This is a genomic window from Atrimonas thermophila, from assembly GCF_045864955.1.
GTDB lineage: Bacteria > Atribacterota > Atribacteria > Atribacterales > Thermatribacteraceae > Thermatribacter > Thermatribacter velox.
In genome coordinates this window covers 1,635,578-1,647,825 of sequence record NZ_AP028803.1, presented here as the reverse complement: position 1 = coordinate 1,647,825, position 12,248 = coordinate 1,635,578, and the positions used below count along the sequence as shown (strand labels likewise).

Annotated in this window: 12 protein-coding genes; 11 read left to right on the top strand and 1 reads right to left on the bottom strand. The window is 44.7% G+C overall.

Going from position 1 to position 12,248, the window contains the following annotated elements; all coding sequences use genetic code 11:
* Positions 1-170 precede the first annotated feature (170 nt).
* The gene (locus ACKTT1_RS08710) at positions 171-1,148 is read left to right on the top strand and encodes a sugar ABC transporter substrate-binding protein (RefSeq protein ID WP_412709286.1); all 978 of its coding nucleotides are present in this window, start codon (positions 171-173) and stop codon (positions 1,146-1,148) included.
* Here the strand turns inward: ACKTT1_RS08710 and ACKTT1_RS08705 are convergent.
* The gene (locus ACKTT1_RS08705) at positions 1,129-1,368 is read right to left on the bottom strand and encodes a hypothetical protein (RefSeq protein WP_412709285.1); all 240 of its coding nucleotides are present in this window, start codon (positions 1,366-1,368) and stop codon (positions 1,129-1,131) included. The genes ACKTT1_RS08710 and ACKTT1_RS08705 overlap by 20 nt on opposite strands.
* Before the next feature lie 7 nt (positions 1,369-1,375).
* On the opposite strand from ACKTT1_RS08705, the gene ACKTT1_RS08700 reads away from it, so the two are divergent.
* The 10 genes from ACKTT1_RS08700 to ACKTT1_RS08655 all read left to right on the top strand — a co-directional run bounded on the left by ACKTT1_RS08700 (position 1,376) and on the right by ACKTT1_RS08655 (position 12,185).
* Positions 1,376-2,227 carry an ABC transporter permease gene (locus ACKTT1_RS08700; RefSeq protein WP_412709284.1) on the top strand — a complete coding sequence of 284 codons (852 nt, stop codon included), beginning with the start codon at positions 1,376-1,378 and terminating at the stop codon, positions 2,225-2,227.
* 29 nt (positions 2,228-2,256) lie between these two features.
* On the top strand, positions 2,257-3,003 hold the full coding sequence (locus ACKTT1_RS08695) for an ATP-binding cassette domain-containing protein (protein WP_412709283.1): 747 nt from the start codon (positions 2,257-2,259) through the stop codon (positions 3,001-3,003).
* Complete coding sequence (gene iolG, locus ACKTT1_RS08690) at positions 2,996-4,003, top strand: inositol 2-dehydrogenase (protein ID WP_412709282.1); 1,008 nt, start codon at positions 2,996-2,998, stop codon at positions 4,001-4,003. Before ACKTT1_RS08695 ends, iolG begins: the two co-directional genes overlap by 8 nt.
* Before the next feature lie 105 nt (positions 4,004-4,108).
* On the top strand, positions 4,109-4,891 hold the full coding sequence (locus ACKTT1_RS08685) for a hydroxypyruvate isomerase family protein (protein ID WP_369018763.1): 783 nt from the start codon (positions 4,109-4,111) through the stop codon (positions 4,889-4,891).
* A gap of 41 nt (positions 4,892-4,932) precedes the next feature.
* The gene (locus ACKTT1_RS08680; protein WP_369018764.1) at positions 4,933-6,417 is read left to right on the top strand and encodes a tagaturonate epimerase family protein; all 1,485 of its coding nucleotides are present in this window, start codon (positions 4,933-4,935) and stop codon (positions 6,415-6,417) included.
* Between the two features lie 24 nt (positions 6,418-6,441).
* Positions 6,442-7,266 carry an SDR family oxidoreductase gene (locus ACKTT1_RS08675; RefSeq protein ID WP_369018765.1) on the top strand — a complete coding sequence of 275 codons (825 nt, stop codon included), beginning with the start codon at positions 6,442-6,444 and terminating at the stop codon, positions 7,264-7,266.
* Positions 7,267-7,270: 4 nt separating this feature from the next.
* Positions 7,271-8,746, top strand: a complete 1,476-nt coding sequence (locus ACKTT1_RS08670; protein ID WP_412709281.1) for a gluconokinase — start codon at positions 7,271-7,273, stop codon at positions 8,744-8,746.
* A gap of 104 nt (positions 8,747-8,850) precedes the next feature.
* Positions 8,851-9,903, top strand: a complete 1,053-nt coding sequence (locus ACKTT1_RS08665; protein WP_369018767.1) for an SIS domain-containing protein — start codon at positions 8,851-8,853, stop codon at positions 9,901-9,903.
* Positions 9,904-9,908: 5 nt separating this feature from the next.
* The gene (locus ACKTT1_RS08660) at positions 9,909-10,844 is read left to right on the top strand and encodes a carbohydrate kinase family protein (RefSeq protein WP_412709280.1); all 936 of its coding nucleotides are present in this window, start codon (positions 9,909-9,911) and stop codon (positions 10,842-10,844) included.
* 18 nt (positions 10,845-10,862) lie between these two features.
* The gene (locus ACKTT1_RS08655) at positions 10,863-12,185 is read left to right on the top strand and encodes a chloride channel protein (protein WP_369019378.1); all 1,323 of its coding nucleotides are present in this window, start codon (positions 10,863-10,865) and stop codon (positions 12,183-12,185) included.
* The last annotated feature ends 63 nt before the right edge of the window (positions 12,186-12,248 follow it).

Sequence of the window (12,248 nt, the reverse complement as noted above, 5' to 3'; positions counted from 1 at the left end):
GCGGACAGCGAGGAAACCTTAAGAGAGGAGGTGGAGATTCCGGACTCTTGTGTAATGTGTTGTCTTATCTTTTTGCGGGTTTTGACTCGTAGTTTTTACGTGTGTTTAGAAATTCGAAATGTATATGGATTAAGCAATAGTAATTGGAAGAATATGAAAGGAGGAAAAGTATGCGAAAAATATTTCTTTTCGTGTTGGTTATTGCAGTATTTTCGTTATGCGTTTCAGGTTTAGCTCTATCAAAAACTTATAAGTTTTACATCATTTCTCATGGGGGACCAGGAGATCCTTTCTGGGGTGTAGTAATGAAAGGTATGGAAGATGCAGCTTCGTTTGTGAGCAAGGGCAATCCAGATGAAGATGTAATAGAAGCGACTTACCTTGGCCCTGCTAAGTATTCTGTAGAGGAACTTGTAAACATGCTTAATAGTGCGATCGCTACAAAACCAGATGGTATAGCAGTAACCATTACTGATCCGGTTGCTGTAGAAGAACCACTTCGTAAAGCAATTAAGGAAGGTATTCCTGTTATAGCTATCAACGTTCCAGATCCAAGACCTCCTGAAGAGAGAATTCCCTATCTTTTTTATGTGGGTGGTGACGAATATCTTAGTGGCAAAAAGGCAGCTGAAAGAATCCTTACCATAGGTAAACCTAAGAGAGCAATTGTTACTATTCACGAAGTTGGACATATGGGTTTGGAACTACGTGCCAAAGGGTTTATCGAAGTTATGTCAGCTAACGGAGTTCCAGCGGAAAAACTTGCTACTGGATTAGATCCAACTCAGGCGATTGAGATCTTGAAGGGCTATTTTGCCAAACATCCCGATACAGATGTAATTTTCACCCTAGGATCTATCGATAGTGCATATGTAATAACCTTCTTGAAAGAGCAAGATTTAGTAGGAAAAGTTAAGCATGCTGCATTTGACGTCAGTGATGAAGTTGTAGAAGCCATCAAAGAAGGGATAACACTCTTTACTATTTCTCAACAACAGTATCTCCAAGGTTACCTTCCTATTATTTACCTTTACCTCTACGATAAATATTCTTTTCTCCCTGCAAGTGACGTTTTGACTGGTCCCGGTTTTGTCGATGCTTCAAATATTGGGCTTGTTGAAGAACTTGTTAAAAAGAAGTTCTGGTGAAGTTTGTGTTTCTAAGCAACAAAAAGAGGATGGCCCTAGGGCCATCCTCTTTTTGTTGCTTAAGTTCTACAAGAGGGGAGTTGAGAGCTTTGGAAACTAAAGCCCACGCTGCAAAAGAGGAACAATACTTGTATTTTCTTAATTTTTTAAAGAAGTTTCCAGGCCTTGAAGCTTTGGCAGGTTTGGTGGTTCTTTTTATTGTGTTTTCTTTTACTGCCACAAGATTTTTGACTTTGGAATCTCTCGCTGGGATTGTTACGGTGGCTTCAGAACTCGGAATTGTCGCTTGTGGTGTAACCATCCTTATGATAAGTGGAGAGGTTGATCTTTCAGTGGGTTCAGTTTTTGGTTTTTCGGCAATGATTTTTGCTTCATTGAGCAGTGTAGGCTTTTACCCTTTTATTGGTTTTTTAATAGCTTTGCTCGTTGCTTGTATCATAGGATTAGGTAATGGGTTGATTACAGTAAGGTTTCGGATACCTTCATTTATAACTACCTTGGGGACTATGATGCTATGGAGAGGAGTGCTGTTGGCATGGACTGGTGGCTTTGGTGCCCGATATACAGGAAAATCTGTGTTTTTGAACTTTCTTAATGGTCAGTTTTTGGGGGAATTCCGGGCCTCAGCTCTTTGGTTCATTTTTTTGATCGCTGTTTTTAGTTTTATTCTAACAAAGACACCGTATGGCAACTTTGTGTACGCTACTGGAGGTAACAGAGAAGCAGCAAGACTTTTGGGTATTCCTGTTGATCGAGTAAAGGTTATTAATTTTATGATTGTAGCAGTTCTTTCTGGGTTAGCTGGTTGTATTCAGTTCGCTCGTTTTGCTTCAGTTGACCCCTTAAGGGGGCAGGGTATGGAACTAGAAGCTATTGCAGCTACTGTAGTAGGAGGAACGCTTATGAGCGGAGGTCAGGGTAGCTTAATAGGTACTTTATTCGGGGTTCTCCTCATAGGGATGGTGCGTTCCGGACTGGTTATGTCTGGCGCACCTGCATACTGGTATCAAGCGTTTATTGGTGTAATCTTGATTGTTGCTGTTATTATTAACACCAAGCTTAGGGAGTGGACAAAATGAGTGACCACGAAGGGAAAAATTTGGTAGAAATGATTCAAATCAGTAAGAGCTTTGGTAAAGTTCAAGCCTTGAAAAGAATTGATTTTAGAGTTGGTTACCAGGAAATAGTTGGTCTCGTGGGCGACAATGGGGCTGGAAAGTCAACCCTTATTAAGATTTTAACTGGAGTTTTTCCTCCAGATGAGGGCGAGATTTACTTTGAGGGCAAGAAGGTTTGTTTAAGTTCGCCAAAAGAAGCTCGTGACTTGGGCATTGAAACAGTTTATCAACACCTTGCACTTGTAGATCTTATGTCTGTGACTAGGAATCTTTTTTTAGGAAGAGAAATCGTTAGTAAATTTTTAGGATTTGTACCGGTTTTGGAAACAAATAAAATGAAAAAAATTGCTATCGAGTCTCTAGAGGACTTAGGAATTCGCATAGGGTCGGTTGATGAAAGCATAGCCAACCTTTCAGGGGGTCAGAGGCAGGCAGTAGCTATAGGAAGGGCAGTGCATTTTGGAGCTAAACTCCTTATTCTTGATGAACCGACTGCAGCGCTCTCTATCAGAGAATGCAATAAAGTACTTGATCACATCCTTGAAGCAAAAGCGAGGGGATTGTCGGTTATTTTTATCACTCATAACATCTACCATGTATATTCTGTTGCTGACAAGTTTACTGTTTTGGATCATGGCGTCAAGCTGGGCGATTTTGAAAAAAAAGATGTTACTGCAGAAGACATTATTGAAATGGTTCGAACTGGCCAGGTGAAGGGAGAGGTATGCAATGGTTAAGTTAGGATTAATTGGTGCTGGGCGGATTGGGAGACTTCATGCGGAAAACATTGTTTATGGAATACGCGGTGCAGAACTGGTTACTGTTGCTGATACACTCCTCAATGAGGAAATGGAGAAATGGGCATACAGCCTTGGAGTACCGAAAGCAAGCAAAAGGGTGGAAGATGTTTTTTCTGACCCCGAGATTGATGCAGTCTTGATTTGTTCTCCTTCAACTACTCATGAGGACTACATTATGGAAGCAGCAAGAAATGGGAAACACATCTTTTGTGAGAAACCGATTGGCAGCAACTTGAGTAAAATTGAGAAAGCTCTGCAGGTTGTTGAGGATAACAAAGTGAAGTTGCAGATTGGTTTTGTGCGCCGTTTTGACCATAACCACAAGAAAGTCCATGATGCAGTGAAAGAAGGTAAGATAGGAGAACCCTGGTTGGTAAAAATCACTTCTCGAGATCCCCAACCTCCTTCTGTGGATTACCTCAAAACCTCTGGTGGCATATTTTTCGATATGACTATTCACGATTTTGACATGGCGAGGTATCTTTCAGGAAGTGATGTGGTGGAAGTCTCTGCTTGCGGAGCTGTCCTGGTCAATCCAGTAGTGGCTGATTTGAACGATTTTGATACTGCAATTGTTACTTTAAGATTTGAAAATGGTGCTTTGGGTGTTATTGACAACTGCCGCCAGGCGGTTTATGGCTATGACCAAAGGACCGAGGTTCATGGCTCAAAAGGTTGTGTGTGGGTGGAGAATGACCGACCCAATACTTCACTGGTCCTTACTGCTCAGGGCACTCTGGGAGAACCCTTCCTATGGTTTTTTGTGGAGCGATATAAAGAGGCTTTCATCGCAGAAATCAGAGTTTTCATCGACGCTATTGAGAAAAATTTGGACCCCCCCGTGGATGGTATGGATGGCTTTAAAGCTGTTTTAATTGCCAGAGCTGCGGATGAATCAGCTCGAGAAGGTAAACCAGTGAAAGTACCCAAAGTTTGAGCGATTATTTCTTGTAAGAACTCCTTCTGTGTCTATCTTAAGTGCCAAATTGACGAGAGCAAGCACGACCGTGTGCTTGCTATTAAGTTTAGGAGGAGATGTTCTGTGCGAGTGGCTTTATGTATCGAGACCATCTTTAGGGAATTTCCCTTTGAAGAAAGGTTTTCTTCAACAAAAGCCAGTGGATTTGATTATGTCGAATTCTGGACCTGGAGAGATAAAGATATCGAAAAGATAAAACAACTTTGTTTTGAGAATGAAGTTAAAATTGCCGCCTTCTCGGGTGATCAGGATTTTTCCTTGGTAGATGAGCACGAGCGGAAACAATACGTTGATTTTGTCAAGGAATCTATCGAGTCAGCTTTAAAGCTTGATTGCCATTGTTTGGTACTTCATTCAAACGCTCTGGATAAAAATGGTAGGGTTTTGAGATCTTACGATGAAATCGGATACGAGCAAAAAATACAGACAATGATTGACACTCTTAGGATTTTGGCGCCTTTTGCAGAGGAAGCTGGTGTTACCCTAGTTTTAGAAGCCTTAAATACTAAAGTGGATCATCCTGGCAATTTCTTGGCAACTACTGAAGACGCTATTAAGGTTATAAGATCTGTAAACTCTCCAAATGTAAAGATTTTGTACGACATTTATCATATGCAGATTATGGAGGGAAACCTTATTAACACGCTTCGAGAATACATTGATTTTATCGGTCATATTCACATTGCTGATGTTCCAGGAAGAAACGAACCAGGTACAGGAGAAATTAACTATGTTAACATCCTGCGTGCTCTTGAATCCCTGAACTATAAAGGAGCGGTTGGTTTTGAGCTTTTCCCGCTGCGTTCTTCTGAGGAAGCGGTGAGAGCCATCCAAGCACTTTTCTAAATAAAGCTGTATGTTAGAATATCAAAGAAGAGGTGTGCGTTGTGGAAAGAGAAAAGATTAAGGGGTTGTTAGAGGAAGCCTTGAGGGAAGAGCTTAGGGTGTATCCTCAGCAGTATGAGATTCCCGCTCTTTCCTGTACTGTTTTTCCCGTGAAAGGTCCTCGCAGATTTTGTTTAGGAGTTTGGCAAAGAGAAAGTACTCCTCTTTTTGAAGGACCGCTTTTCTCCTGGCAAGACCCAGAAAAAGAGCTTTTTCTGCTGGTTTACCCCTTTTCCTGGAAAAACTATCTGCTTCTTGCTCAACATCTGCCGTATTTGCGCCCTGTTCCCTTTGATAATCGTCCTTCTTTTGGCTGTGGAGATCGCTTGGGCATGGTTTCTGCAGCACATCTTAAAGCTCTGGAGAAATTCCCGGTTTTTCCGGTCGTTGCTCAACAGTCTCCCCGGGAGCTGGACAAAACCCACCGTACTTTTTCTGAGGTTCTTTTGGGGGCAGCTTGGGGTGTGCTGGAGAGCAGCTACCGGGGTCCCTTTGGTGCTGATGCTGATCACGTGAAAGATGAAAAACACCTTCTCGAAGCCAGAGACCTGGGGTATACCATGTATACCCTGGATTTGAGCGATGAAGTCGATTTTGGCGTTTTCAACCTGGATGAAAAAACGCTGCTCAAGCGCTTTGACAAATTGGGTACAAGGGCAAAGGAAATATTTAATCTGTATCGAGGAAAAGAGTGGAAGCTCTCCCCAGAAGTGATGGTAGATTTTTCCGAAGAAAAGTTGCTACCAGTTTTGTTGGCCTATCTTCCTGCAATAGACAGAGTGGAGTACTTCTATGCTCTCCTTTCAGAGAGTGTTTCGTCTTTTGATCTTGAGATCTCGCTTGACGAAGGACCCCGTGAGACTTCTCCTGAAGCTCACTTTTTTGTTGCTGAAGAACTGCACCGTCGGAAAATTGATTTCCACAGTTTGGCCCCCCGTTTCCCGGGGCGCTTTGAAAAAGGAGTGGAGTATGTTGGAGACCTTGAGGAGCTTACTCTTTCCTTCCAGACTCATGCTACCATTCAGAAAAACCTTACTGGATACCGCTTGAGTTTACATTCAGGTAGTGATAAGTTCAGCGTTTATTCCTCCTTCTTTCGGGCAACCGGGGGTATATTTCATGTGAAGACTTCTGGTACCAGTTGGCTTTCAGCGCTGGAAACAATTATGAAAAGCGACCCCGAACTTTTTCGCTCTATTTACAGCATTGCTTACGATACGCTTGAAGAGAACCTCAAAGCGTATTCTCTCTCCCTGGACAAGGCCGATTTTCCTACTGGTCTTGAAAAGGTTGATGATAAGCATTTGCCGGCCTTTTTCTTTCAAGATAAGGTACGTCAGATGTTGCATATTGCTTATGGTCCGGTACTTGAAGCTCTCGGGGATAGGTTAAGGGAGGTACTTTTTCGGGAAGAAGAAAAACATTACCGAAAGGTTAGTGGCAACATAGAGAAACACCTGGCCGTTCTTTTTGGCGAAAGCAAATAAAAATTTTAGAGGGGGATGACAATCATGCCCAGTATTGAGGAGATGTTTTCAGTTCGGAATCGGGTTTTCCTTTTTACGGGGGGTGCAGGAATACTTGCTTCGTCACTGGCTTATGAGCTGGGAAAACTGGGGGCAAAAATCGTGCTCACTGATATTGCTCCTCTTGAAGAGAAGCTGGAAGAGTTCCGCAAGGAATCCATTGAGGTTCGGGGGTACAGGATGGATGCTCTTAACCGCGCTGAAGTAGAAGAGGTAGCAAAAAAAGTTATTGAAGAATGGGGAAGAGTTGATGCCCTCTTTAATGCAGCTGGAGGCAATATGAAAGATGCTACCACTTCTCCCGAGGTTTCCTTCTTTGACCTTCCTGTGGAGGCTTTGCAAAAGGTGGTTAATCTCAACCTTTTTGGCGGAGCTATCATCCCTTCTCAGGTTTTTGCAAAAATTATGGTTAACCAGGAAGAAGGAGGGTGCATCATCAATTTTTCTTCGATGGCAGCGCTGCGTCCGCTTACCAGAGTAGTTGGTTATTCCGCTGCCAAAGCGGCGGTGAGCAATTTCACCCAATGGTTAGCTGTTTACCTTGCCCAGAATTATACCCCTAAGGTGCGAGTTAATGCTCTGGCCCCTGGGTTTTTTGTTACCAAGCAGAACTATTACCTTCTCTACAATGAAGATGGCACCCTTACTCCCCGAGGGCAGTCAATTCTTGCCCATACACCTTGTGGAAGGTTTGGAGAACCCCAGGATCTTCTAAGTACTGTACTGTGGCTCCTTTCGCCGGCTTCGAGCTTTGTAACTGGTGTAGTGGTGCCTGTAGATGGAGGTTTCAGTGCCTTTTCGGGGGTGTAAAAAGTTGGCAGAACTTATTCTCACCGTGGACATTGGTACTTCTTCCTGTAAGGTTTGTGTGTTTAACCGTGAAGGAGAGATTCTTTTTTCTACCAAGCGTAATTATCCAACCTTTTCTCCCCAGCCCGGTTTTGCTGAGCAGAACCCGATTGAAATCTATAAAAACATCAAACAGGCCATTAGGGAGGCGGTCGATTCTTTTTCCGCTTCTTCTTTCTCTGCTCTTGGGTTTGATACCATGCTGCACAGTTCTCTTCTTGTGGATGGAGAGGGGAATCCTCTCTATCCACTTTTGAATTGGATGGATACTCGCAGCGCTCAGGAAGTGGAGGACATGCGCAATGAGTACCGCCAATATGGTTTTTACAAGCAGAGTGCTGCTCCACTGCATACCATTTTTAATCCGCCTCGGGTGAGGTGGTTCAAGAAAAACATGCCTGAGTTGTGGCGAAAGACGCAGAAGATGGTGACCATCAAAGACTGGATTCTGTGGAATATAACCGGTGTTTTAAGCTGTGATTTTTCTACTGCTTCGGCAACGGGTTTGCTGGATCTTCGAAAGGTTTCATGGTCGAAAGACATTCTCAACTGGTTACAGCTTTCTGAAGACCACCTGCCGCCCCTTTGCCCTCCAGAGAACGTTGTTCCCTTGAAGGAGGGAGATTTTTCTGCTGATACAGGTTTGATGCCAGGTCTTCCAGTTGTCTGGGGAGGAGGAGATGGTCCTTTTGCCAACCTGGGTGAGGGAGCTTTTCGAGAGAAAGAGATGGTGGTAACTGTGGGTTCTTCTGGAGCAGTTAGAATGTGCCAGCTTGCACCGGTTTTTGATCCTCAGGAGCGTGGCTGGTGCTACTATCTTGCTGACGGCATATGGGTAGGAGGAGGGGCGATTAACAACGGTGGCATAGTTTATTCCTGGATGCGCGATCTCTTGGGTAAGGGGGCGGAGGACTTCGAACTGGATATCCACAGAGAACGACCGCTCTTTCTCCCTTTTCTAACTGGAGAGAGAAGTCCAAACTGGAAGGCTAATGCACGGGGGATTCTTTTTGGCCTCTCCTATTTTCACGATTTTGCATCCCTGATGCAGGCTGCTTTTGAGGGTGTGGCCTTCCGGGTACGCTCTATTTACGATATGCTGTGTGAAATTATGGGGAGACCTGAGCGGGTTGTTTTGAGCGGTGGTTTCGCCCAGACTGAGAAGGGCAAAAGGGTTATATGCGATGTGCTGGGAAGAAAAGTGGAAGTGAGCAATCTTCCCTCGGCTTCGGCACGAGGAGCATTTTTAGTTTCTCTTAAGGCTTTGGGAGAAGTAAAGAGGCTTATGGAGATTCCAGACGCATTCTTTCCCAGGAACCCGGTTTTAGAGCCTATTGCCGAGCACGCTCTCTTCTATGACCAGCTTTACGAGCTATATTGGGAAGTTTACAGACGTAATGTCGATCTTTTTGAGCGCTTTGTAGCGCTGAAACTGGCCTGAGCAATAATTTCTCCTTTTCATTTTCTGCAGTTCGTTTTGGCCGCTGTTTTATTGTATACTTTTGTAAGTCCTGGTTGTTAATTTTGCTCTGGAGGGTATCTGACGTGAATCAACTTTTTAAAGAAATTGCTGAACAACCTGAAGTATTCCGAAAAATTGCTGAAACCTATGCTCAGGAAGAATGGTTTTCCCGTTTTGGTGAGGGTGCGAACAAAAAGAGAAAAGTATGCATAACTGGAATGGGCAGTTCCCTTTTTGCTGCTTACCCCGCTTATCTCCATCTTCTCAATAAAGGTTTTCAGGTAAACTGGATTGATGCTTCAGAGCTTCTCCACTATGGGCTGGAAGGCCTGGATAAGAATGATTTGCTGGTTCTGATATCCCAGTCTGGTGAGTCGTACGAGGTTTTAAGGATACTCGATAGTCTTTCCACTCGACCTCTGGTGGTGAGCTTTACGGCCAACTTAGAAAGCACTCTTGCCAAAAAGAGCGATGTGGTTATTGACATTCTTAGCGGTCCTGAGCGGGCAGTAACTTCTACTAAGACCCATACAGCAACGCTACTTGTTTTTAATCTCTGGGCACTGGCTCAGGCTGGTGAGCGGGAGCGCTTTTTGCATGCCTCTATGGATATTGAGCTTATGGCTGAGGAAGCAGAGAGGGTGATTGCAACCTCTTCGGAGTGGTCGAGGAGAATCCTTCGCAATCTCGAATTCGCACGTTCAGCGGAAAACAGGTTCATCATTGCCCGAGGCCCAGCTCTCAGTTCTGCCTGGCACGGTTGTCTGTGTTTTTATGAGTGTGCCAAAGAAAGTTTTTTTGCTTTTTCGGGAGGACAGTTTCGTCACGGGCCTCTGGAACTGATTACCAGGCCTTCTCTGGCTATCGTCCTGGCTCTTCCTGGCAAGACTCAGAGTTTAATGATTGCGTTGGCTGAGGAACTTGTCAACTACAAGGCCGGGGTGTTGTTAATTGGTCAAGAAGGTATTGAGTCGCGCTTTAACCTGGAGGTACTGCCCATGCATTTTGCTGACGAGCTTTTCTCGCCAGCTCTTTCCATAATACCTCTGGAACTGCTTGCTTACTATCTGGCTGAGGATAAGGGACTGGAACCAGGCACAGCTTATCTCATAAGTAAGACCACTACTCGGGAGTGACAGGCATGGGCCGGGTTTGGGTGGTTGGAAACATCAGTCTGGACGTGATTTTGGGCGGTATCAAGGACTTTCCGGGTTGGGGAGTTGAAGTGCTGATACCCGGTTACGTGATGCGGCCGGGCGGAGCTGCTGCCAATGCTGCTTTGGCCTTGACCAGCTTGGGGGTTCCTAATTTTTTGGTGGGTGTGGTAGGTAACGATTTTGCAGGTCAGGAGCTAACCAGGAAGCTCGAAAAAGGGGGTGTAGACCTTTCCTTTTTGGATATTACCAAAGACGTAGCCACCGGCCTTTCAGTTGCCGTTACCCATGCTCTTACTCTGGAGCGTACCTTTTTGACCGACCTTGGTGCTCAGGCTTTGCTTACTCTGGACCATCTTGAAAGGGTGTTGAGCGAGGTTAGAGATGGTGATTTCTTGTTGCTCTGCGGGTATTTTCTTTCCCCTGGTATTCGCAAAGGTGAGGATTTGGTGAAGCTTCTCGAAGCTTTCCGCAAAAAAGGAGTCAAACTTCTGCTGGATACGGGTTGGCCGACTGAAGGCTTTACTGAAGAGGTGAAAAAGGAAGTATTGCACCTTCTTTCCGTTTTTGATTATTTTCTACCCAATCAGACTGAACTACAGGCCCTGATTGGGGAGAATCTATACAGGATTTTTGAAACTTTTCCAGGTACCCTGGTTGTAAAGAGGGGGAAAGAAGGGTCTCAGGCTGTAAACGCTTCAGGGAGTATTTTTCAGGAAGCTTCTCTCTTTGAAGCCAAAGACACTATTGGTGCAGGAGATTATTTTAATGCCGGCTTTCTGTTTGCCTTGCTTTCTGGTGAAAAACTTGATGAAGCCCTGCGGGTTGGAAACCTGGTTGCCGGCTATAATATAGCGACGGATTCTGCTCGGGAAGAGCTTCTCACTCGAGAAAAGCTTGAGGAAATGCTTCACTCAAAGTAAAGGGTAAGATTGGTGGCGATGGGAGTTAGAAGCTATTTTCGTACCGAGTTTAACGAGCTTTTTTTGCTTTTTTTAAGCACCGTCAAGTGGTTGGCTTTGGCTTGTATTGCTGGTTTGGTTGCTGGATGTGGAGCTTTTTTATTTCTTAAAGCTCTTAAATTCAGTGCCGCCTGGGTAGCTGGGTTGTTTCCTGCTGCTTTTCTGCTTGCGCCCTTGGGTTTACTTTTGAGCAAGCTTTTGGTGCACTTTTTTTCTCCGGAAGCCAGAGGGCACGGTACGGAAAGAGTTATCGAAGCAATACACCAGCGCTACGGGAAAATAGACTTTAGGGTTTTCCCAGTGAAAACTCTGGCTACCCTCTGTACTTTGAGCTTTGGGGGCTCAGCAGGTAAAGAGGGGCCGATAGCTCAGATTGGTGCTTCGCTGGTTTCTATGCTGGGTCACTTATTTCGCCTTTCTTTGCAGGATTTAAGAAGATTTGTTATGTGTGGACTTTCTGCAGGTTTTGCTGCTGTTTTTGGTACGCCGGTTACTGGAGCCATCTTTGGTATTGAGGTTCTTTATGTTGGTCAAATGGAGTATGGTTCTTTAATGTCTTCAACCATAGCTTCTTTTATCTCAGTTTACGTGGTTGAGGTTTTGGGGGTCAGACAGGTTTATTTTCCCTCCCTGGGTGCACATCCATTAAGCTTTCAGGTTATGCTCTGGGCGGTGGCTTTTGGGGTGGTCGTTGCTCTGGTAGCCCGTCTCTTTATTAATCTCACTTACTGGACGGAGCGTTTTGGTGATTTGCTGGGTCGAAAGCTGGCTTTTTGGGTACCTCCCCTACTTGGTGGTGTGGCGTTGATTGGTGCCGCTTTACTGGGTTACAAAGAGGCACTGGGAGTGGGGATGGAAGTCATCGAAAAAACGGTGCAGGGTAACACCTTTCCTGGTGAGCTCTGGTTTGTTAAGATAGTACTGGTTGCTTTGACTCTGGGTATGGGAGGGTCTGGAGGGGTGGTAACTCCCATGTTTTTCATTGGCAGCATACTGGGTATGAGCTTTGCCAGGCTTTTCTCGCTAAACACCGCTTTCTGGTCGCAAATTGGTCTTGCTGCATTTCTGGGTGCCTGTGCCAACACACCAATTGCAGCGACGATTATGGCGGCAGAACTGTTTGGTTTTGACCGAGCGGTGGTTGCGCTTTTATCGGTGGTTGTAGCTTATAAGCTTCTTGGTCATCGTTCTATCTATCCTTCGCAGTTGCTGTTTATGTCCAAGTCGCTGAGTATTGATGTACCTCTTGGTCGAGCAGTTGGTGAACTTCAACAAAAAACTGTTGGTCGTGGTGGTTATTAACTGGTTTGTTTTGATGGTTGTGGTATGTAACAAGGTAAAGGAAGGAGGGACTTTCTATTATCG